Origin of the sequence: Rhizobium sp. N731 (genome assembly GCF_001664145.1) — a bacterium.
Lineage (GTDB): Bacteria > Pseudomonadota > Alphaproteobacteria > Rhizobiales > Rhizobiaceae > Rhizobium > Rhizobium esperanzae.
Map to the genome: position 1 here is coordinate 120,940 of NZ_CP013603.1, position 22,059 is coordinate 142,998.

Consider the following 22,059-nt stretch of genomic DNA (forward strand, 5'->3'; position numbering starts at 1 on the left):
CAGGCTCCAGGCTATGCCCATTCGGTCGATCACTTCGGCTTAATGGCCATCAGAGTGCCCAACTCCATCGGGAAGGGAAATAAGATCGTCGAAGTCTTCTCGCTGGCGATGACGTTCAAAGTGCTCAAGTAACGAAGTTGCATCGCCTCCGGCTGTTTGGCCAGAATTTCCGCCGCTTCCAGTAGCTTCGCTGCGGCTTGCTGTTCGCCCTCGGCATTGATGACCTTCGCGCGGCGTTCGCGTTCGGCTTCCGCTTGGCGGGCAATCGCGCGTATCATCGACTCGTTGATATCGACATGTTTGATCTCGACAGTGGCTACTTTAATTCCCCAAGCGTCCGTTTGAGCGTCGAGGATTTCCTGAATATCGGAGTTGAGCCTGTCGCGTTCTGCCAGCATTTCATCGAGGTCGTGCTTGCCGAGCACGGAGCGCAACGTCGTCTGAGCAAGCTGGCTTGTTGCCATCATGAAATCCTCGACCTGTATTGTCGATTTCTCGGGGTCAATGACCCTGAAGTAGATCACCGCGCTGACACGAACCGAGACATTGTCATGTGAGATGACGTCCTGGCTGGGGACATCGAGTACGCGCGTGCGCAAGTCGACTCGGATCATCTGCTGGACATAGGGAATGAGCAGAATCAAGCCGGGTCCCTTGACTCCGGTAAAGCGGCCAAGTGTGAACACGACGCCGCGTTCATATTCCCTCAGGATCTTAACCGCGGATGCGAGGATGGCGACTGCAATGACAATGGCCACCAAATAGAAGGCAAGATCTGCAAACATATCCATGGCTTCTCCTCCTGCGTTCTTGAGTGCCGCTAGGTGTCCTTAGGACGGCTGGTGACCTCGAGCGCCAGCCCGTTGCGGCCGGTCACCCTGACAGGGTCACCAGCGACAAGGGGTTCGGCGGAAACGGCCTTCCAGCGTTCGCCATGCGCGATGACGTACCCCGTGAGCCCCGTCCAACTCTCAACTTTACCGGAAATGCCAATCATCTCCTCTGCACCGGTGGCAACCTGGCGAAAGCGCGAGGTGAATGCCAGGCGAGCAACGACAAGGCTGAAGGCAAGAGTCGCAACTGCAATTGCGCCCAGTAGGGGGCGCGACACCTCCAAGCCGGGTATCTCGGTATCAAACAAGATGGTTGCTCCCAGGATCACGGCTACCCCGCCGCCAATGCCAAATGCGCCGAAACTTGGCGAATGCGCCTCAGCCACAGTCAATCCTACGCCGAGCAAAATAAGCCCAAGGCCGGCAAAACTCACCGGCAGCAATGCCAGGGCATAGAGACCGAGGAGGAGGCAGATGCCGCCGATCGTGCCAGGAAGCATTGTCCCGGGTGCGAGAAATTCGAAGATCAGGCCATAGATACCAACCATCATCAGGATGATTGCGATGTTCGGATCGGTAATGACGGAAAGCAGGCGCGTGCGCCAGTCCGGCTCGAATTCCTGCACGGCCAAACCGGCGGTATCGAGCCGGACCTCCGTTTGACCGACCCGCACCATGCGGCCCTGCGCCTTTGCAAGGAGATCGTTGACATCAGCTGCCGTGAAATCGATGGCATGTTCGCGCACTGCCGCTGTGGATGAAAGGCTAGCAGCTTCGCGGACAGCACGCTCTGCCCAGTCGGCGTTGCGATTGCGCAATTCCGCAAGCCCACGGATGTAAGCGACTGCGTCGTTAACGGCTTTTGCTTCGTGGGCATTGCCTGGAGCTTCCGGTTGCTTGCCGCTAGGTTCGCTCGGCTTCTTTTCGGGTTCCTCATCACCGCCGAAAGGCTTCACGCTGAGCGCGATTGGTGTCGCTGCACCCAAATTGGTCCCAGGGGCCATTACCGCAATGTGGCTTGCGTAGAGAATATAGGTGCCGGCGCTGGCAGCCCGTGCCCCGCTTGGCGCGACGAAACTCGCGACAGGCACCGGCGAGGCAAGGATCGCGCGGATGATTTCCCGCATGGAGGTGTCAAGACCGCCTGGTGTATCCATTTGCAGGACGATCAAGACCGCTTCACGTTCGCCAGCACGCTGAATGCCTCGTACCACGTAGTCAGCTATAGCAGGCCCAATGGCGCCATTCACCTTGAGGACGACAGACGCGCGGTCAGACGCCGACGGTATGCCGAAGCCCCAAGCTGAAAGCAGCAAAAACAACAAAGTGAAGATTGGCGGTTGCCATCGCCAACACCTCAATCCCCGCGTGCCAATCGGCGGAACGTACATAGTATTTAATGTATGTCGGAAATTACAAAGAAAAAGACGGAGGCATCAAAGGCTCATGTTCAAGCCGTCTTATGCGCTCGTAAGGCGAGGTTGGCTAAGCGCATTGCACGGATGCGAGCCGCGTGGCCTATGTTTCTTGAAGGTCGCTGACGGCCAATCAGATACTTCAGGATCTTATCGCCAGACGAGAATATCTCGTTCGGCAGGACGCCTTACGACCAAACTATATGTCAACAGCTTCAATATTTGGCAACCAGATTATGCAATTCTATAGAGCGTCAGCGGCTAGTTCTTCCGCTTCTACGACCCATGAAGGGTTTCACTCCGCGTCATCAAGCGCTGCGAGGAGCCCAAGGTCGCATGTCACTTTCAGAAGATGAGAGATTGAATCTCCTCCACCAGGCCAGCATTCTCGATACGCCGCCGACGGAAGAGTTCGATGCTATCGTGCGGCTGGCTTGCAGTGTGTTCGACATGCCGATGGCGTTGGTTTCGTTCGTCGACGGGGATCGGCAGTGGTTCAAGGCCGAGCACGGTCTCTTTTTGAAAGAGACGCCTCGCGAGCATTCCTTCTGCAGCCATATCGTACAAACGAAGTCACCGCTCGTCGTCGAAAACGCCGACAAGGATTCTCGCTTTTCCGGAAACACCTTCGTTAGAGAGCGTTCGGTCCGGTTCTATGCGGGAGTGCCGCTTTCGGAAGGGGAGACCTGCTACGGCAGCTTTTGCGTCCTCGACACGAAGAACCGCCGCTTCGGCGATCGGGATATCGAACAGCTTCGCAGTTTGGCACGCGTGGTCGTCGGCCTGATCCGGGAACATCGTCAGCAAAGCCTCTTGAGAGAGCAGCAACGCGAATTGGAACTGAAGCAGGCTCGCTTCGAGCAGACTGAACGCTCTGCCAAGGTCGGCGGCTTCGAGATGGATCTCAGCACCGGCACGATCATCTGGTCGGACCAGATTTACCGCACCGTCGGATTGCCGGTCGGCAAACGCATGACCTCGGAGGAGGTGATCGGCTGCTATGCTCCCGAAGAGCGTGAAAGCGTCAGGCGCAGGATTGGCGATGTCCTCAATGGCTCCGGGGCCGGAATCGACAGGGAATATCGCATCGTAACGCCGGAAGGCGAGGAACGCTGGATTCGCGTGGTCAGCGATATCGAACGCTTGAACGGCGAGCCCAGTCGTTTGTTCGGCATCGTTCAGGATGTTTCCGAAAAAGTGCGCTACGAGCAACGTCTGCTTCAGGCGGCTAATGTCGATTCTCTGACCGGACTTGCCAACCGGGCAGCCTACAATGCTCATATGGAGCGGCTCACAGCGGCCGACGCTCCTTCCATCGGCTTGCTGCTGATCGACGTCGACCGCCTGAAGCAAGTGAACGATATCCTTGGCCATGCGACAGGTGACCTGCTGCTGAAAGGCGTGGCCTCACGTCTGGATGAACGTTTGGGAAAGCGAGGAAAGGTCTTTCGCCTTGGCGGCGATGAGTTCTCCGTTGTCCTGGACGCGCCCGCGAGTGTACGCCGCATGGGTTCGCTCGCGCGCCACCTGATCGAATATATCGGTCGCCCGCTGCAGGTTGCGGGATCGACGATAAATCCGACGATAACTGTGGGTGGGGCAATTTCGGAGGGCATGATGGATGCCGCAACGCTTTCCCAAAACGCGGATTTCGCCCTCTATCATGCCAAAGAAACGCGGCGCGGCAGCTATGTACACTACGAGCCGAGCCTGCGTTCGAGGATCGCGCGACGCATTCAGATCGTCCGGGAGGTGGAAGCGGCTCTTACCGAACATCGGATGGTGCCCCACTATCAGCCGATCGTTGGTAGTGCCGACGGTCAGGTCTGGGCGTTTGAAGCGCTTGTGCGAATGCAGCGTCCGGATGGTTCAATCGTGTCGGCGGCGCAATTTCACGAGGCGTTCACAGATCCAAGCGTTACCCACCACATTACGACCCGCATGCTTGAACAGGTCGCGGTCGACATTCGAAGCTGGATCGACCGAGGGCTGGAATTCGGGCGGGTCGGTCTCAATATAAGCGCCTCCGATTTCATGAGGGGCGACTTGGAAACCCGGATCGTTGCCGCCTTTGCGTCCAGAGGCATTCCGCTGGACAAGCTTGTGCTGGAGGTGACGGAAACGGTCTTCCTGCAGGGCCTGGAAGATACCGTTGCGACAACCCTGCAACGTTTGCGCAAAAAAGGCCTGACAGTGGCGCTCGATGACTTCGGGACAGGCTATGCATCGCTGACGCATCTGCGAAGTCTGCCGGTCGATATCATCAAGATCGACAAGAGCTTTATCGACACGATGCTCGTGGATGAATCGAGCCTCGCAATTGTTGAACTAGTGCTCAATCTGGCGCGGAAGCTTGATATGAAAGTCACGGCGGAAGGCGTAGAGAGCCATCGGCAGGCGATGTGTTTGCTGGAAATGGGCTGCAACACGCTGCAGGGTTATTTGTTCGCCAAACCTATGGGCCGCGAACGTGTTGGCGAATACCTGTGTGCACGGAAAACCAGCGTGACGGAGAAGGCCGACCGACCGCAGGAGGAACCGCGTCTCCTCGGATAGCAGGGGGCGAGGTATTCGCCGCTCCGACAAGGCTCAGGCGGCGGCCGTGGAAAGATTCGGATCGGCGTGGTGGCAGGCGGTCAGCAGTCCGGCAGCTGCCGTCCTGTTCTTCAAGGCCGGTTCCTGTTCGGCGCAGATCGATGTCGCCTTCCAGCAGCGTGTTCGAAAACGGCATCCGCTCGGCGGATCGACCGGGCTTGGCAGGTCGCCTTTCAGGACGATGCGCCTGCGGTGTCCGCGAAGCCGCGGATCCGGTGTCGGCACGGCCGACATCAGGGCTTGGGTGTAGGGATGGGCCGGCGCGCTGAAGATCGAGTGTTTCGGTCCTGTTTCAATGATCTTGCCGAGATACATGACCATCACCCGGTCCGAGACATGCCGCACGACGGCCAGATCATGGGCGACGAAGAGCATCGCCAGATTGCGCTCGCGCCTCAGCCTGGCGAGCAGGTTGACGACCTGCGCCTGGACCGACACATCGAGGGCCGAGACCGGCTCGTCGCAGACGAGGAGTGTCGGATCAAGCGTCAGAGCGCGCGCAATGCCGAGCCGCTGACGTTGGCCGCCTGAAAATTCCGATGGATAGCGTTCCGCATGTTCGGCGCGCAATCCGACGGATTCGAGCAGCCTGATCGTCTCCTCCCGCCACCGGGACTTCGGCAGCACACCGGGATGCAGCGCCCAGGGTTCGGCGATCAGTCGGTCGACCCGCAGGCGCGGATTGAGCGACTGGTAGGGGTCCTGGAAGACGACCTGCATCTTTCGGCGCAAATCATGCAATTGGCGGCCGCCTGCCTCAGTGATCTCGACGCCGTCGAGCCGGACGCTGCCGCTCGTTGCCGGCCCGAGCTTCAGGAGCGTACGCACCAGCGAAGTCTTGCCGCATCCGCTTTCGCCGACGAGGCCGACCGTTTCGCCCCTGGCGATCTCGAAGCTGACGTCGTCGACGGCGCGAACTGCTGTTGCGCCACTGCCGAAGTGCCGGGAGAGGTTTTGCACTTTGAGAAGAGGTTCGGTCATGCTGGCAGTACCGGGAAGTGGCAGGCGGCCTGGCGGCCTGGACCCACGGTTTCAAGGTGAGGCGCGAGCTCGGCGCAGACAGCCGCGGCGCGCGGACAGCGCGTTCGGAACGCACAGCCGGACGGCAGGGCGACAGGATTGGGGGCAGAGCCGGGGATCGGGACCAGTTCGTCCTCGTCGGTGTCGATGCGCGGCTGCGAGGCAAGCAGTCCGACGCTGTAAGGATGCCGAGCATCGTCGAAGAGTTCGAAGACGCTCGCGGTTTCGACGATGCGGCCGGCATACATGACCGCGACACGGTCTGCGAGCTCGGCCACCACGCCAAGATCGTGGGTGATGAAGATCATGCCGGCATTGCTGCGTTCGCGGATGGTGCGGAGCAGATCGACCACCTGTGCCTGGATCGTCACATCGAGCGCCGTCGTCGGCTCGTCGGCGATGATGATGTCCGGTTCGAGCGCCACAGCCATCGCGATCATGATGCGCTGGCGCATGCCGCCGGAAAATTCGTGCGGATATTGCCGGGCGCGACGTTCAGGGTCGGGAATGCCGATTGCCGTCAGGAGGTCGATTACCGCATTTTCCACACCCCCTTCCGGCTTGCGCCCATGGATGCGGAACATCTCGGCGATCTGCCAGCCGACCGGATAGACCGGATTGAGCGAGGCCAGCGCGTCCTGGAAGATCAGAGCGATCCGGTCGCCGCAGAGATCACGCCGTTCGTTGCGCGGAAGTTGCAGCAACTCGGTTCCCTCGAAGCGGATCGATCCGCGGTCGATCGCGCCGGGCGGGTTGGGAACGAGGTCCATGATGGCCGAGGCGGTCACCGACTTTCCCGAACCGCTCTCTCCCAGCAGCGCCAGAACCTCGCCGCGCTCGAGCGAAAAGGAAACGCCGTTGAGGGCGAGGATGCGGCCGGCAGCCGTGTCGAAGCTGACCTGAAGGTCTTTGACGTCGAGAAGGGCCATCAGCGCCTCCGGCTTACAAGCCGCCAGTGCTGCGACGGGTCATTGACGATCCGGAACCAGTTGGCGAGTAGGTTGAAGGACATGGTGGTGAACATGACGGCAAGGCCGGGAAAGAAGCTGAGCCACCAGGCAGACGACAGGTAGCCCTGGCCCTGTGCGACCATCAGCCCCCAGCTGACCGAAGGCGGCTGGATGCCGAGCCCGAGATAGCTGAGCCCGGATTCGAACAGCATCACCATGGCGAGATTGACGGAGGCGAGCGTCAGCATTGTCGGCGCGACGCTCGGGAGAATGTGCGTGCGCAGGATCCAGACAGGCCCGCCGCCGAAGACGCGCGCCGCATCGACGAAGAGCCTCTCGCGGACCTCCAGCGTTTCGGCTCGTGCGACGCGGATATAGGCCGGCATGCGGGTCACGGCGAGTACGATGACGAGGTTGCTGACGCTCGGGCCGAATAGATAGAGGCCGAACAAGGCCACCAGCAGCGTCGGGAAGCCGAGGATAATGTCGCAGATCCGCATGATGAGGCTGCCGACGAAGCCGCCGAAATAGCCGGCGATCACGCCGAGCAGCGTACCGCCGGCGAGGCTCGTCAATACCGTGACGAGAGCGATGCCGATCGTCGTCGATGCCGCCTCGATCAGACGGACGAGGAGCGGGCGTCCGAGCGCATCGGCGCCCAGCCACAAGGTCCAGGGTTGCCCGAAGCCGAAGGGTGGCAGGTTGCGCGCCTTGAGCGAGATGCGATGTTCGCCGAGGAGGGAAAGGCTGTCAGCGGCAATGGCAAGGACGACGATCAGCAGCCAGACGGTGGCCGCGACCGCCATCGGGTCACCCGACAGCGCCCGCATGAGCCAGAGGATGCGCCGGTCGCGGCGCGCGCGGGCGGGGAGGAGCTCAGCGGATGTGTCGGTCATTCGACCCTCACCCGCGGATCGATCGAGGCGTAGAGCATGTCGACCAGGATATTGATGAAGAAGATGACGACGGCGACGGCAAAGATCGATGCCTGAACGATGGCGAAGTCGCGTTTCAGGATGCCGTCGATCAGCAGTTTGCCGATGCCTGGAAAGCCGAAAACCACTTCGACGACGCCGCCGCCGCCGGCGAACTGGGCGGCGAGATCGCCCGTCACCGTGACTGCCGGAAGGAGAGCGTTGCGCAGCGCATGCACGAAGGTGACGCGTCCGCCGCGGGCACCCTTGGCGCGGGCCGTGCGGACGAATGTCGCGTTCAGAGCTTCGATCATCGAGCCACGGACGATCTGCACCAGCGTTCCGAAAGGTCGGGCAAACAGGCAGGCGACCGGCAATACCCAGTAGACGGGACCACCAAAGCCTGAGGTCGGCAGAATTCGGAACGTGACCGCAAACAGAAGGACACCCATCAGGCCGAGCCAGAAATCGGGTACGCTGGCGGCCGCCTGCGACAGGAGATTGATGCCCCGGTCGACCCAGCCACCGGCATTGACCGCCGCGATCGACCCGACGACGATCGCTGCCGCAAAGGCCAGTACCAACGCGACGGCGCCGAGCGCCAACGTGTTCGGCAGCGCTTCCAGCACCACGTCCATGGCCGGGCGATTGTGCCAGAGAGACGTCCCGAAATCGAGGCGGAGCATATCCCAGGCCCAATCGAAGAACTGGGCGAGAAGGGAACGATCGAGCCCAAGGCGGACGCGCATGGCTTCGCGCGCCGCAGCCGAGGCGTCGACGGGCAGATAGAGATTGACGGGATCACCCGTCAGCCGCACGAGGAAGAAAGCCGACGTCATCAGGGCAGCAAGCGCGAGCGCCGCGAAGGCTGCACGTCTCAGGAAATAGGTCAGCGACATCCGCTCTCCTCAGGCGACAGACGTTAGGCTCTGTCAGCGATAGCTGATCGATTTCAGCTTGATCTCGTTGCCGGCCTGCACATCGGGGGTGTAGTTCACGTCCTTTGCGACGCGGGCGATCGAGACCATATGGAAGAGCGGCGCGATATTGACCGCATCGACGGCGATGTATCGGAACGCCTCCTGGAACAGCTTCTTGCGCTCGTCGCCGGTTGCCTTCGACCCATCGGCAATCAGCTTGTCGAGCTTGGCGTCTGCGATTGTCGACTGATTGCCGTCGGTGGTGAAGCGGTTGGGCAGGGTGAACACCGCATCCCCCTCGGCATTGTCGATTTGCGTCTGCAGGATGGACGCCTGGCGTTCCTTGTCCCACGGCTTCAGAAGCCGTTTCAGCCATGGGCTGGTCTCGAGCATTTCAAGCCGCGCGTTGAAACCAGCCTCCGCCAGCATCGCCTGAATGGCCTCCAGGCTTTCCGACGAGTTGGGATATATGCCGATGCGACCGTAGATGACGATCTCCTTGTTGACCGGCACGCCATCGGCCTTGGCCGCAGCAAGCAGCGACTTCGCCTTTTCCGGATCATAGGTCCAGACGGGAATGTCGGGATTGAAGCCGAACACCGAAGGCGGCACGACCTGCATTGCCTTCTGGGCTTCCTCATGGAAAATGGTTCCGACGAGGCCGTCCCGGTCGATCGCGAGATTGAGCGCTTCACGCACGCGTTTGTCGTCGAGCGGCGGCACCTGGGCATCGATCCTCAGCAGCGACGTTTCAGCGTTCGGAAAGGCCTGATCCTGTTTACTCGTGCCATCCTGCGGCGCGATTTCGTAAGCGATCTGCGCCTCGCCGGTCTCCACCATTGCCGCACGAACGGCAGATTCGGCACGCCAGATGATCGTCGCATTCTTGATTGCCGGCTTATCGCCCCAATATCCGTCATAGGCCGCCAGCGTCACCGACTGGCCTGCTGTCCATGCTCCCAGCTTGTAAGGCCCGGTTCCAGCCGGGCTGCGCGTCTTGCCGTCATTCGGGGTCGCCGGCGAACCGATGTCGACGGCAGACATCTTGTTCGGCAGGATCGGCTCGACGACGTCGGTTTTGATGAGGACGGTCGTCGGGTCGACGACCACCGCATTGAGCTTGACGCCCTTCAAAGTGGCCAGTCCGACTTCACAGGCCAGTGCCGGGTCTTGAGCACGCTTGACGGCGGCGACGACTGCGTTGGAATCGAACAGCTTGCCGTCATGGAACGTCACCCCCTCGCGCAGCTTGAACTCCCAGGTCAGGTCGTCGACCTGTCGCCAGCTGGTGGCAAGGCTTGGAACGACCGATCCGTCTGCCGGGCTGAGGTTGACCAGTGCTTCGGTGATATTGTTGTGCAGGATGCGGGAATTTCCCGAAAGATCGGTGTCGCAGGGATCCAGCGACTTCGGCTCGTCCGTCACCACAACCGTCAGCTTGTCCTCGGCGGCGTAGGCCGGCATTGCGACACCCGCCGCCAAGGAGATCGCAAGCCCGATGCGTAACGCGTGCATATTCCTGATCGTCATGAAAGCCTCCTCCCGTTCCAGCCGCGCGCGCCTACATCCGTTTTGTGGCAGCCCCTTCGGCTGCGCGGATCCCTTCGGCGCTCTGATGGCTTTACTTCCTCCCGCAAGCGCGTAGTGTCAAATACGACACTTGCGAGGGACAACATGGTTGCCGCCCTGAGAGAAGTCAAGCAGATTAATTCTCTAATGGAATTCGAAATTCATGAATGAACCAAAGCATGGTTCTCCAGTGGTGGAAAAGACGGCGCATCTGCTTGAGGCGGTGGCCGATGCGAAAACGGGAATTTCCCTTGGGGCATTGGTCGATCAGCTGCGCGTGCCTCGCTCGACGGTCTATCGCATTTTGAATTCGCTGACCGCGCATGGCCTGGTCGCGCGGGTCAATGGCGGAGCCTCCTACGAACTCGGGCCGAAATTCGTCGAGCTTGCCCGGCGGATATCGCCCGGCGCCGATCGGGTGACGCTGATTGAGGCGGCAAGGCCAATCCTGGCGGCGGCGGCGGAGCGGGTAATGGAATCCTTCAAGCTGGCCGTGCCCGAGGGACGTGAGATGATGACGATATTTGCCGCTTCGAGTCCCGGCGATTATGCTTTGTTTATCAAGGTCGGCGGGCGTTCGCGCAAGCACGTCGGAGCCGCAGGCAAGCTTGCTCTGGCCTATTCGGACTATAGTGAAACCGAAGCCTACTGCGCCGGCGGGCTGGAGGCCAAGACGCCCTATACGATCACCGATCCGGAGGCGCTGAAAGAGGCGCTGGTGGAAATTCGCCGCAACGGCTATGCTGAAGACAATCAGGAATCCAACCTCGGCTTGCGCGCCTTCGCCGCGCCGGTATTCGATGATCAAAGTCGTCTGATCGCCACCGTCAGCGTGCCGTTCATTGGAGAGGCAACACCGGATCGGGCTCGGTCGATCCGGCGCGAGGTCTTGGAGGCGGCTGCGACGCTGACGAAAACCATCAATGGGCTCCATCCGTTGTCTAAATAAGAAACTCTAAATTCACTATTGAACAATTACTTTGATATGGTAGATCTTGTCGCCGACAAGGGGAGGGATCTTGTGACCGCTTTGGACCCATCGGTTTATGCCAAACTTTTGCAGACGAATTCGGCGAGTCTCAGCAGTTTGCTGCTGAAGCGGGGGCTTAGGAACACCGCTGTTCGTGGCGTGCGGCCGCTCGCGGCGGCCGAAAAACCGATGATCGGTCCGGCCGTCACCGTCCGTTATATTCCGGCCCGCGAGGATATCGACGGTTCGACCTACAGTTCCGATCCGTCCAACCAGCAGCGCAAGGCGATCGACACGATACCGGAGGGCCACGTCCTCGTGTTCGACTGCCGTTCGATGGCCGAGATTGCCGGCATTGGCGCGGTACTGGCTCGTCGCCTTATCTATCGCGGCTGCGCCGGTCTCGTGCTCGATGGAGGCGTTCGCGACACTGCCGATATCGCCCAGCTCGGGCTTCCCACCTATTGCCTCGGGCCGGCAGCGCCCGCCAATCTGGTTGCCCATCACGCATCGGATATGAACCAGCCGATTGCCTGCGGCGGCGTTGCGGTCTATCCGGACGACATCGTGTTCGGAGACAGCGAAGCCGTCATCATCATTCCTCGCGAATATGTCAGCGAAATCGCCGATGAGGCCGTCGCGATGGAGGAGCAGGAAGAGTTCCTCAAGCTGGAGATCGAATCCGGTAAATCGACACTCGGCGTCTATCCCCCTAATAAAGAGACGCTCGAGCGGTTTGAAGCGTGGCGCAAGGCTCGTGTCGAAGCCGTCTGAAGTGCTTGCAAGGGTCAATCCCGGCCGAAATCACTCCGGTTGTTTGATCTCTATAGGGCTTTTCATGATGATTTCATGATGCGGAAACGGAATAGAGACGCCAGCTTTCTTGAAGGCGTCCCACAGCGCCATCAGGACTTGCCCACGAACATTTGTCAGCCCGTTCGCTGGATCCGAGATCCAGAAGCGAAGCCGAAAGTCGAGGGACGAAGCGCCAAAGGCAGTCAGCCAGCAGACGGGTGGCTTATATTGGTTTGCGACCCGGGGCACCGTCGACGCTGTCGCAATGGCGATCTTAACGACTTGATGCGGATCGCTGTTATAGGACGTTCCGAAGTCAACGTCGATTCGTACATAATCACTGGAAAACGACCAGTTGACGACCTGCTGCGATATGAAGTCCTCATTTGGAATGAGGTACTCCTTGCCATCGCGAGTGATGACGGAAACAAACCGCGAGCGCAGGTCACGGATCGACCCGAACGTGTCGCCAAGGGTGATCGTGTCACCCGGCTTGATCGACTTGTCGATCAAGATGATTATGCCGGATATGAAGTTCGATACCACTTTTTGAAGGCCGAAGCCTATTCCGACGCCGACTGCGCCTGAGAAAATGGTCAGCGCCGTCAGGTCGACCCCGGTCGCCGACAAAGCGATGGCTCCAGCGATTATGATCAGGCTGATCTTGATGCATTTGCTGATCAACACCTTGATGGAAGGCGACAAGTCGGCCGAGCGCTGAACCCAGTGGGAAAGCATGTTGCCGATGAGGACGGCCAACCAGATCAAGGCGATCGCCAGCACGAAGGCTTTGAGCACAAGGAGAAGCGAGAGTCTCACCGCACCTAAATTAATCGCGAGCCCGTCAAGAGCAGATAGAACCGGGCCGTCAAGGCCGACCGCATAAAGAGCGATGTAGCTCCAGCTGCCGATCGCAACGGCGCGTGACAGCGTTGGGTTGCGGATGATTTTGGTCAGGACGGAGATGAGGAACCATGCCGCTGCCAGCGTCAGAGCCGTGGACACAAGCCAGCGTTGTGAAGGCCATGCGCTCTTGCTCAGCACGACGTTGGCGAGCCACAACCAACCGACAAGGAAAAGCCACATCATCCGGCGCATAGGAGCAATGATGACCCGAAGAAGGTCTGGATTACCCTTGATCAGGCGCGCCTTTGCCTCCATCGCAGGCTCTGTGCGTGACGCAAGTAAGGAGGCAAAACCCAAGCCCGCCACGATGATCGCAAGCTGAAAGAACGTCCATTCGTTCAGAATGAATGTCGTTAGCCACTGCTCGGCGATCTCGGTCATCTGCCTGATATTCATGATGATGATCCGACGAATGTCAGCTAGAGAAAGCTAGCGCACGAGTTTAGTTCATTTGGAAGAAACAAGCATCAGCATTCCATTTCGTCGTGCGAAAACAGGTCGATGAAACGCCGCTCGCGGATATCGATCAGCTTGCGCGCCCGCGCAGCCGTGCGCGCCCTTCTTTCGCTGAGCTTCACGCCGAGGATGGAACGGTGCGCGGCAAAATCTGCGTCCGCGCCAAAAAATATATTTCGGCGCCCACTGACACAAGACGTTCATTTGAACACTGTATCGAGCATCCGAGCGGCTGATGGCGAAATCCATGCGAGCCAATCACGCTTGGGAGCAAGAGGCCCGTGCGGCTTTCGGTTTGCGAGCGCTTCAAATGTTCATTTGAACATTCCGTTGTTGCAAAGTGAAACTCGGCTGCTACCATCCGCGCGTCTGGAGCGGGAGGCTGCGGACCGAGAGAAGTGGGAGAGATTATGAACAAGATCGCTTTTTTCCTGTCCGCAGGATTGACCAGCCTGTCCTTATCAGTTCCGGCGATGGCCGCCACGAAGATCCAGTGGTGGCACGCGATGGGTGGGGAGAACGGCGCGAAGCTGGAGCAAATTGCCAAGGGCTTCAACGCGTCTCAGTCCGACTATGAAATCGTGCCGGTTTACAAGGGCACCTACGACGAGACGCTGACGGGCGCCATAGCTGCGTTCCGCGCCAACCAACAGCCGGCCATCGTGCAGGTCTATGAAGTCGGCACCGGCACAATGATGGCAGCGCAGGGCGCGGTCTATCCGGTGTATCAGTTGATGAAGGACCAAGGCGAGCCCTGGGACCAGAACAAGTTCATTGCGCCGGTGGTCGGCTACTACTCCGACACCAGCGGCAACGTGTTGTCGCTGCCCTTCAATTCGTCGACTCCGATCATGTATTACAATAAGGATGTCTTCAAGAAAGCCGGGCTCGATCCTGAGACGCCGCCGAAGACATGGGCCGATGTGGAGGCCTTCTCGCGCACGATCATCAAGTCCGGCGCCGCCAAATGCGGCTTCACCAGCGCCTGGATCTCCTGGATTCAGACGGAAAATCTCAACGCCCTGCACGACAAACCCTATTCCACCAAGGCCAACGGTTTCGGCGGCCTGGATGCGGAATTCACCTTCAACAACGATCTGACCATCCGCCATTGGGGGAACCTGAAGAAGTGGCAGGACGAAGGGCTCTTCAAATTCGGCGGGCCGGTCGGCGGTGACAACGCGCCTCCGATGTTCTATTCGCAGGAATGCGCGATGTACATGAACTCGTCCGCCGGCCGGGCGGGCGTCATCAACAATGCCAAAGCCTTCAAGGTCGGTTTTGCGCCGCTTCCCTACTATGACGACGTCATCAAGCAGCCTCTCAACTCGATCATCGGCGGCGCCACACTCTGGACGCTGAAGGGGCGCCCGGAAGAAGAATATAAGGGTGTGGCAAAATTCTATACCTATCTGCAGAAGCCGGAAGTTCAGGCCGACTGGCATCAGTTCTCGGGGTATCTGCCGATCACCGAGGCTGCCTACAAGCTGAGCCAGGAGCAGGGATATTACGAAAAGAACCCCGGTGCAGATGTCGGCATCAAGCAGCTGACGCGGGTGACGCCGACCGAAAATTCCAAGGGCATCCGCTTCGGCAATTACGTTCAGGTCCGCGGCATCATCGATGACGAATTCGCGGCATTGCTCGGCGGCAAGAAGACCGCAAAGGAAGCACTCGATTCCGTTGTCGCGCGCGGCAACGAACAGCTTCGCGATTTCGAATCCGCCAACTAAGGGCTCGGGGCAGGGCCCGCCTGGCCGGCCCTGCCTCTCCATCATTCTGTGAGGGCCCATGCAAACGAAACGAACCGTCTTTCCCAATAGGGTCTTGCCGTATCTGCTTATTGCTCCCCAGCTTCTGATAACCGTCGTCTTCTTTCTTTGGCCGGCCGCAACCGCCTTCTGGCAATCGTTCCTTCGCCAGGATGCGTTCGGTTTCAAAACGAACTTCGTCTGGTTTCAGAATTATCGCCGGCTGTTTGCCGACCCGCTCTATATGGACGCCTTTGGTCACACGCTGGTCTTCGCCGTCTCGGTGACGATCTTGTCGACGACGATTGCACTCACTCTGGCCGCCGCGGCCATGCGTGTGCTGCGGACGTCCCGCATCTATTCGACCTTGCTGATCTGGCCTTACGCCGTCGCGCCTGCGATCGCCGGCATACTCTGGTGGTTCATGTTCAATCCCTCGATCGGCATCGTTGCCTATATGCTTCGCAGCATGGGGATCAGCTGGAACCATCTGATCAACCCGGATAATGCGATGGTCCTGATCGTGATCGCCGCCACCTGGAAACAAATTTCCTATAACTTTCTGTTTTTCCTTGCCGCGCTGCAATCCGTGCCGCGCTCGCTCCAGGAAGCCGGCGCCATCGATGGCGCCGGGCCGGTGAAGCGCTTCTGGACGATCGTCTTCCCGTTGATCTCGCCGACAACCTTCTATCTGGTCGTCATCAACATCGTTTACGCCATGTTCGATACTTTCGGCATCGTTCATGCGACGACGCAAGGCGGACCGGCGCGCGCCACGGAAATCCTCGTCTACAAGGTTTATTTCGACGGTTTCATCGGCCTCAACCTGGGCTCCTCGGCGGCGCAGTCGGTCATACTCATGATCATCGTTGTCGCTCTTACCGCGGTCCAGTTCCGCTTCATCGAACGCCGCGTGCAATATTGAGGAGCGTCAAAGGTGGTTGAAAATCGTCCTTTCCTGAATTTCCTGGCTCACCTCGTCCTTATCCTCGGCGTCACGATCGTGATCTTCCCGGTCTATATCGCCTTCATCGCCTCGAGCCATGGCCCCAACGACTTTCTGTCCGGTGTCGTGCCGCTGGTGCCGGGACCGCACATCCTCGAGAATTATTCGACCATGCTATCATCGGGAATGACGAGTTCCGGCGCGCCGCCGATCGGGCCGATGCTCATCAATTCATTGATCATGGCCGTCGGTGTTGCGGTTGGAAAGATTGCCATTTCCATCGTTTCTGCCTTCGCCATCGTCTATTTCCGATTTCCCTTTCGCACGCTCGCCTTCTGGATGATCTTCATCACCCTGATGCTGCCGGTCGAGGTGCGCATCGTGCCGACCTACAAGGTGGTCGCCGACCTCGGAATGCTGAACAATTATGGCGGGCTCATCATTCCGCTGATCGCATCGGCGACCGCCACCTTCCTGTTTCGACAGTTTTTCCTCACCGTGCCCGACGAGCTGATGGAGGCTGCGCGCGTCGACGGGGCGGGGCCGATGAAATTCTTCCGCGATATCCTGTTGCCGTTGTCGGTGACCAATATCGCAGCCTTGTTCATCATCCTGTTCGTGCTCGGCTGGAATCAGTACCTGTGGCCGCTCATCGTCACAACCGACCAGAGCCTCTACACTGTCGTCATGGGTATCCAGCGCATGGCCGCGGTCGCGGATGCCGAGCCGCGCTGGAATCTCGTCATGGCAGCGGTCATCCTTGCCGCCTTGCCGCCCGTCCTCGTCATCGTCGCCATGCAACGCCTTTTCGTCAAAGGCCTGGTCGAAACGGAGAAATGAAATGGCCCCGATCAATATTGTCGACGTCAAGAAAAACTATGGTTCGGTTCCTGCTGTCAAAGGCATCAATCTGGCTGTCGAAGACGGCGAATTCATTGTGCTCGTCGGCCCTTCCGGTTGCGGCAAGTCAACCTTGCTGCGCATGATCGCCGGATTGGAGTCGATCACCGACGGCCGGGTCGAGATTGGTGGCCGCAACGTCAACAAGGCGGAGCCGGCCGAACGCGATATCGCCATGGTCTTCCAGAATTATGCGCTTTATCCGCATATGACGGTGCGCGGAAACCTTGAATATGGATTGAAGAATCGGGGTACGGCGCGAGCGGAAATCGATCGCCGCGTCAAAGAAGCGGCCGACATCCTCGAAATCGGGCCAATGCTGGCGCGCAAGCCGCGTGAATTGTCGGGAGGACAGCGCCAGCGCGTCGCGATGGGACGGGCCATCGTGCGCGAACCGGCGGCGTTTCTTTTCGACGAGCCTCTGTCCAATCTCGATGCCAAGCTGCGTGTGCAGATGCGGGTTGAAATACGCCGGCTGCAACGCCGGCTGAAGACCACCAGCATCTACGTCACCCATGACCAGCTCGAAGCGATGACGCTTGCCGACAGGCTCGTCGTCATGAATGGCGGACTGGTCGAACAAGTGGGAACGCCGGTCGAAGTCTACGACCGTCCGGCAAGTTTGTTCGTTGCCGGCTTCATCGGCTCTCCGCCGATGAACCTCGTGCCGCTCGAGGTGCTGGCTGCGGCCGATGCCGGGAACGTCCTGGCCTTGCCCGACGGAACGGACATTGTCGGTCTCAGGCCGGATGCTCTTCTCATAACAAAGCCCGCCGAGCCTTCCGTTCGTCTGAACGCCATCGTCGAATTGCTCGAGCCGATCGGCGGCGAAAGCCACCTGCATGTCAGACTGGGGGAGGGCCAGCAGACGGTCGTCCTGACGGTTCAAGGCCGGCCGGACTTCGCCGAGACTGCCAGGATCGAGATCTTCGCGCGGATTGATCAGATGCATCCCTTCAACAGCAAGACTGGACGACGCACGGACTGAAACGGCCGGATAGAGCTGTCCGACATCTGCAGCGTCGAAAAGTGAGGAAAGAGAAAGACATGCCACAGTCAGAGCCGCGATCCGGACCCGGCCGCAGTGAGGTTCAAGCACATCGAGGCGCATCCGCTGTCGCGCCCGAAAACACGATCGCCGCGTTTCGGGCGGCTGCCGACCAGGGCGCCCAATGGGTCGAACTGGACGTCGCGCTCCTTGGCGATGGGACCGCAGTCGTAATCCACGACGTATCCGTCGACCGTTGCTCCTCGTCGACCGGCAGGCTCAGCGATCTCACCGTAACCGACCTGCAGAAGATCGACGCCGGCGCGTGGTTCGATCCCCGCTTCAAGGGGGAACCCTTGCCGACCCTTGCCGAGGTCCTGTCCGCATTGGGTGAGCTGGGATTGAACGCCAATGTCGAGATCAAGCAGCATCCGCATCACAAATCTCTCGACCAGTTGGTGAAGACCGTTGACGAACATCTGAGGGCGCGCGCGCCGCAGACCAAGATCATGATATCGAGCTTCGACGCGGCGGCGCTCAGGCGCATGCACGAAATCGATCCGGATTACGAGCTTGCCATGTTGTGGAGTCAACTGCCGGATGACTGGAGCGATGTTCTTAAATCAATTCCCGCGGGAACGGTCCATCTTGGTTACAAGTCTCTCAGCATCGGTTTCCTTGAGGAGGCGGTGCACCAGGGGATCAAGGTGCGGGCATGGACCTGCAACGACCCGACGCTGCTCGCATCTTTTTGGCCTGTCGGCTTGACCGGTGTGATAACAGACGACCCGAGTGTCTATCTCTCATAGGAAATAGCGATGGGGCAGCGGGTCATATCGAGCCGACAACGCGAAATACTTGCGCTGATCGAAACCGAGGGCGTCCAGTATATCGATGATCTGGCGCGCCGGTACGATCTGACGACCCAGACGATCCGCCGTGATATCAATGCCCTGTGTGATCTCGGGCACGCCCGCCGCTTTCACGGCGGTGTCGATGTGCCCGTCGAAGGCAGCAATATTTCGCTGAACGCCCGTGCCCAACTGAACCGTCGGGCCAAGCGGCTGATCGCAAAGCGGGTCGCCGCCGACATAGGCCCGGATGCGACGGTATTCCTCGGGATCGGCAGTACGGTTCAATTCGTGGCAGAGGCGTTGCGCGATCACCAGGGGCTGACCGTTATCACCAACAATATCCATGTCGCTCTCACTCTTTGCGATTCCCCGAGTGTCGAGGTCCATCTCACCGGCGGTCTGCTGCGCCATGACGACCGCGACGTGGTGGGTAGCGATGTGATCAAGTTCGTGGAAAAATTCTATGCGACCTATGCAGTCGTCGGTGCCGGTGCCCTGAGCCCGGTGAACGGCCTGATGGACTTCAGCTATAGCGAGGCGCAGATCACCAATGCGCTTCTGGAGAATTCGCAAACACGTCTCTTGGCCGCAGACGTCAGCAAATGGACCCGCCACGCGGCGGTGCGCGTAGCGCCTTTCAATAAAATCACCCGCTTTTACACGGACCGGCTGCCGCCTGATCCGTCGGTCGCTTCTGTGCTGGCCGAGAGCAGCATGGAGGTGGTCACCTGCGAGGACATGACGTGACGTTCGTAGATCTGGCACCCTCTGCGCAGGAACTGCGGCACGTGCGTTATCTCTTCACCGATATCGACGATACGCTGACGACGGAAGGCAAGCTTCTGCCGTCTACCTATGAGTCCCTTTGGGAGCTCAGCCGGGCCGGCATCGCCGTCGTGCCGGTCACGGGTGGTTCTGCCGGCTGGTGCGAACACATCGTCCGTGCCTGGCCGGTTGCCGCGGTCATCGGCGAAAGCGGCGCTTATGCCGTTATGCGCCGCAACGGTGAGGTTGTTTTCGAATACTGGGAGAACGGCGCACTGCAGGGCGAGCGTCAACGCCAGCATCTTGGTGCCATCGAAAAGCTGATCTCGGAAAAAGGCGGCACCTTCAAGATCGCTCACGACCAGGTGTTCCGCCTGGCTGACGTGGCAATCGACATTCAGGGTCATAATACCCGGGACGTCGAAGATCTGGCATCCGATATCAGGGCAATCGGCGGCACCGTCGCCATCAGTTCCATCCACATCAACACCTGGATAGGCGTTTATGACAAACGCGCCATGAGCGAACGCCTCCTGACCGGCATGTTCGAGGTCGACCCCGCTGAATTGCCCTCCGTCACGGCGTTCGTCGGCGATTCTCGAAACGATGTGCCAATGTTCGGTTTCATCCGAAATTCTTTCGGCGTCGGAAATATCCTTCCTGTTCTTCCGTATTTGCAGCATGTGCCGAGGTGGATTTCCTCCCAGCCTGCAGGGCTTGGTTTTGCCGATATTGCCTCGACCATTCTGAATGCCAGGACAGAATGTACCGATAGCTAGCTATTCAAATCTAAAATTGTAAATGTGGCGGGGAAGTTGGAATGTCCGCCGTTGTGCAAAGTAGAAATGTCCGCGAGGTTGCTACGCGGCACACCGATCAGCCCCGATCTGAGCGGCTGATACCGGTTGCAAGAGCAGATCGGGGCGGGTGAGAGACACCCCTTCGGCTTTAGCTTTGAGACTATCCGATCGACGGTTCACTCGGCAGCCTGCTGCCTCAACAGCGCTTTCTCTCGCCGCGCAATCACCGCCGGATCATTCATGTAGTCCGTGCGCCTTCCGGGCTTGCGACCTCTCGGCTTATAGCCATTTTTGTCGCTGTTGCTCTTCACGACCGGCTTTTCCTGCTGGTCCTGACGCTCCTTGATATAGGCCAGAACATCACCGAGCCGCTTGTTCTCGGTAATTGCCGCATGCGTCACCCGCTGGTCCTTGTCGAACACCGTGTAGGGCAGGGAATGTCCCTTCCAGCGCACATCCAGGCGGCCGTCAGCATAGGCATAGGTCTCGACATAGCGGCCCACCAGACCGCGCGTCACCTCGGCCTCCTCCAGCATGATCCGCTTGCGTTCAAACGAAAACGTCAACTGCGCCCCGACGTAACGCTGCTCGCGCTTGCAAAGGATCTCAGTTAACCGACCCGGGGCCAGATTCAGCGGCCGGTGCAAATCCTCGGACCGGGCAGGGATGATCGCAAACCGCGCATTGTAGTGCTCCATGAAGCCAGGCAAAAACGCATTGCCAGTCTCCATGTCGCAGATCCCCGCCAGCCGTAATTCCTTGACCAGCCGATCCTGTAGCGTCCGGTTCATGCGCTCGACGCGACCTTTGGCCTGGCTCGAATTTGCGCAAAGAATCTCGATGTTTAGCTCGCAAAGCGCCCGCCCGAACTGGGTCATCCCCTGGCCACCCTTGGCGTCCTTCTTCGCCACCCGGAATACCGAATGCTTGTCGGAGTAGAAGGCCACAGGCGCGCCGTGACGCCTGAGGTATAGCGCCAGTGCCTCGAAATAGCTGAAGGCGCTTTCCGAGCGCACAAACCGCAACTGCATCAATCTGCCAGTCGCATCGTCGACAAACACCAGCAGCGAGCACGGCGGCCCGCGATCCTCGAACCAGCGGTGTTCCGACCCGTCGATCTGCACCAGCTCGCCATAGGCCTCGCGCCGCAGCCGCGGCTGATGAAACGTCCGCCGCTGCTTGGCAGATAGCCACAGGCCAGCCTCCACCATCCAGCTGCGCAACGTCTCGCGCGACACACGCAATCCATCGCGTTCGGCCAGCTTCTCGGCCGCCAGCGTCGGACCGAAATCCGCATAGCGTTCGCCAACCAACGTCATCGCATAATCGCGAACGCCGTCGCTGATCCGGTTGTTCGATGGCCGACCGATCGCCTTGTGCCTTATCGATGCCGCGCCGTCAGTGCGGATCCGATCCAGCAGCCGACGCACCTGGCGCTCGCTCAGATCAAGCACATGTGCCGCCGACACCAACGTCATGCGGCCGTCGACCACCTTCGACAAAATCTCGATCCGCTGCAGATCGCGCTCGCTCATCGCTATCAATCCCATCCGCAATCTCCACCGTCATCAAAAACGGGAAGAGAGTGACATTCTAACTTTGCAGAAACAGGACACTTTAACTTTGCGGCTACAGTAAAATGTGGCGTAAGACGCATTATGGAACAACAGCCTTTTCCAGCCGCACGACGGCTTGTGTAGGTGTTCGCTAGG

The 22,059-nt window shown here is 59.5% G+C and carries 19 protein-coding genes; 10 read left to right on the forward strand and 9 right to left on the reverse strand.

The features are described 5' to 3' along the window. Positions 1 to 29 precede the first annotated feature (29 nt). Both AMK02_RS22240 and AMK02_RS22245 read right to left on the reverse strand, forming a co-directional pair. Positions 30 to 791 carry a slipin family protein gene (locus tag AMK02_RS22240; protein ID WP_064806834.1) on the reverse strand — a complete coding sequence of 254 codons (762 nt, stop codon included), beginning with the start codon at positions 789 to 791 and terminating at the stop codon, positions 30 to 32. A 29-nt stretch (positions 792 to 820) separates the two neighbouring features. After that, complete coding sequence (locus tag AMK02_RS22245; protein ID WP_064806836.1) at positions 821 to 2,224, reverse strand: NfeD family protein; 1,404 nt, start codon at positions 2,222 to 2,224, stop codon at positions 821 to 823. A 360-nt stretch (positions 2,225 to 2,584) separates the two neighbouring features. On the opposite strand from AMK02_RS22245, the gene AMK02_RS22250 reads away from it, so the two are divergent. Beyond that, complete coding sequence (locus tag AMK02_RS22250) at positions 2,585 to 4,804, forward strand: EAL domain-containing protein (RefSeq protein ID WP_064806839.1); 2,220 nt, start codon at positions 2,585 to 2,587, stop codon at positions 4,802 to 4,804. A 33-nt stretch (positions 4,805 to 4,837) separates the two neighbouring features. Here AMK02_RS22250 and AMK02_RS22255 read toward each other — a convergent pair whose 3' ends face one another. Genes AMK02_RS22255 through AMK02_RS22275 form a run of 5 tightly spaced genes read right to left on the reverse strand, consistent with a single transcriptional unit; the run spans position 4,838 to position 10,177 of the window. Continuing rightward, positions 4,838 to 5,824 carry an ABC transporter ATP-binding protein gene (locus AMK02_RS22255; RefSeq protein WP_064806841.1) on the reverse strand — a complete coding sequence of 329 codons (987 nt, stop codon included), beginning with the start codon at positions 5,822 to 5,824 and terminating at the stop codon, positions 4,838 to 4,840. Beyond that, positions 5,821 to 6,792, reverse strand: a complete 972-nt coding sequence (locus AMK02_RS22260) for an ABC transporter ATP-binding protein (protein WP_064806842.1) — start codon at positions 6,790 to 6,792, stop codon at positions 5,821 to 5,823. The genes AMK02_RS22255 and AMK02_RS22260 overlap by 4 nt, the downstream gene beginning before the upstream one ends. Next, positions 6,792 to 7,709, reverse strand: a complete 918-nt coding sequence (locus AMK02_RS22265) for an ABC transporter permease (RefSeq protein WP_064806844.1) — start codon at positions 7,707 to 7,709, stop codon at positions 6,792 to 6,794. Before AMK02_RS22265 ends, AMK02_RS22260 begins: the two co-directional genes overlap by 1 nt. Then, positions 7,706 to 8,626 carry an ABC transporter permease gene (locus AMK02_RS22270; protein WP_064806845.1) on the reverse strand — a complete coding sequence of 307 codons (921 nt, stop codon included), beginning with the start codon at positions 8,624 to 8,626 and terminating at the stop codon, positions 7,706 to 7,708. Before AMK02_RS22270 ends, AMK02_RS22265 begins: the two co-directional genes overlap by 4 nt. A gap of 33 nt (positions 8,627 to 8,659) precedes the next feature. Then, the gene (locus AMK02_RS22275; protein ID WP_064806846.1) at positions 8,660 to 10,177 is read right to left on the reverse strand and encodes an ABC transporter substrate-binding protein; all 1,518 of its coding nucleotides are present in this window, start codon (positions 10,175 to 10,177) and stop codon (positions 8,660 to 8,662) included. Positions 10,178 to 10,379: 202 nt separating this feature from the next. On the opposite strand from AMK02_RS22275, the gene AMK02_RS22280 reads away from it, so the two are divergent. Both AMK02_RS22280 and AMK02_RS22285 read left to right on the forward strand, forming a co-directional pair. Beyond that, positions 10,380 to 11,165 (forward strand): IclR family transcriptional regulator, encoded by a 786-nt coding sequence (locus tag AMK02_RS22280; RefSeq protein ID WP_064806847.1) that lies wholly within the window; start codon positions 10,380 to 10,382, stop codon positions 11,163 to 11,165. Between the two features lie 72 nt (positions 11,166 to 11,237). Continuing rightward, complete coding sequence (locus AMK02_RS22285) at positions 11,238 to 11,960, forward strand: hypothetical protein (protein WP_064807177.1); 723 nt, start codon at positions 11,238 to 11,240, stop codon at positions 11,958 to 11,960. A gap of 30 nt (positions 11,961 to 11,990) precedes the next feature. On the opposite strand, the gene AMK02_RS22290 is transcribed toward AMK02_RS22285, so the two are convergent. Next, a complete protein-coding gene (locus tag AMK02_RS22290) occupies positions 11,991 to 13,283 on the reverse strand; it encodes a mechanosensitive ion channel family protein (protein ID WP_064806848.1) in 1,293 nt (430 codons plus the stop codon). 470 nt (positions 13,284 to 13,753) lie between these two features. On the opposite strand from AMK02_RS22290, the gene ugpB reads away from it, so the two are divergent. From ugpB to AMK02_RS22325, 7 genes are read left to right on the forward strand one after another with little or no spacing between them, the layout of a single operon-like run. Next, on the forward strand, positions 13,754 to 15,076 hold the full coding sequence (gene ugpB, locus AMK02_RS22295; protein ID WP_064806851.1) for a sn-glycerol-3-phosphate ABC transporter substrate-binding protein UgpB: 1,323 nt from the start codon (positions 13,754 to 13,756) through the stop codon (positions 15,074 to 15,076). Positions 15,077 to 15,134: 58 nt separating this feature from the next. Next, complete coding sequence (gene ugpA / locus AMK02_RS22300) at positions 15,135 to 16,019, forward strand: sn-glycerol-3-phosphate ABC transporter permease UgpA (protein WP_064806852.1); 885 nt, start codon at positions 15,135 to 15,137, stop codon at positions 16,017 to 16,019. A gap of 12 nt (positions 16,020 to 16,031) precedes the next feature. After that, positions 16,032 to 16,880 carry a sn-glycerol-3-phosphate ABC transporter permease UgpE gene (ugpE, locus tag AMK02_RS22305; RefSeq protein ID WP_064806854.1) on the forward strand — a complete coding sequence of 283 codons (849 nt, stop codon included), beginning with the start codon at positions 16,032 to 16,034 and terminating at the stop codon, positions 16,878 to 16,880. A gap of 1 nt (position 16,881) precedes the next feature. Then, positions 16,882 to 17,928, forward strand: a complete 1,047-nt coding sequence (locus AMK02_RS22310; RefSeq protein WP_064806856.1) for a sn-glycerol-3-phosphate import ATP-binding protein UgpC — start codon at positions 16,882 to 16,884, stop codon at positions 17,926 to 17,928. A gap of 59 nt (positions 17,929 to 17,987) precedes the next feature. Beyond that, complete coding sequence (locus AMK02_RS22315) at positions 17,988 to 18,737, forward strand: glycerophosphoryl diester phosphodiesterase (RefSeq protein ID WP_064806859.1); 750 nt, start codon at positions 17,988 to 17,990, stop codon at positions 18,735 to 18,737. 9 nt (positions 18,738 to 18,746) lie between these two features. Beyond that, a complete protein-coding gene (locus AMK02_RS22320) occupies positions 18,747 to 19,529 on the forward strand; it encodes a DeoR/GlpR family DNA-binding transcription regulator (protein ID WP_064806860.1) in 783 nt (260 codons plus the stop codon). Next, positions 19,526 to 20,326: an HAD family hydrolase gene (locus AMK02_RS22325; protein ID WP_064806862.1), complete on the forward strand. Its 801-nt coding sequence runs from the start codon at positions 19,526 to 19,528 to the stop codon at positions 20,324 to 20,326. The genes AMK02_RS22320 and AMK02_RS22325 overlap by 4 nt, the downstream gene beginning before the upstream one ends. Positions 20,327 to 20,523: 197 nt before the next feature. On the opposite strand, the gene AMK02_RS22330 is transcribed toward AMK02_RS22325, so the two are convergent. Continuing rightward, positions 20,524 to 21,897, reverse strand: coding sequence for an ISNCY-like element ISRel26 family transposase (locus AMK02_RS22330; RefSeq protein ID WP_064802647.1), 1,374 nt, complete (start codon positions 21,895 to 21,897; stop codon positions 20,524 to 20,526). Positions 21,898 to 22,059: the final 162 nt, after the last annotated feature.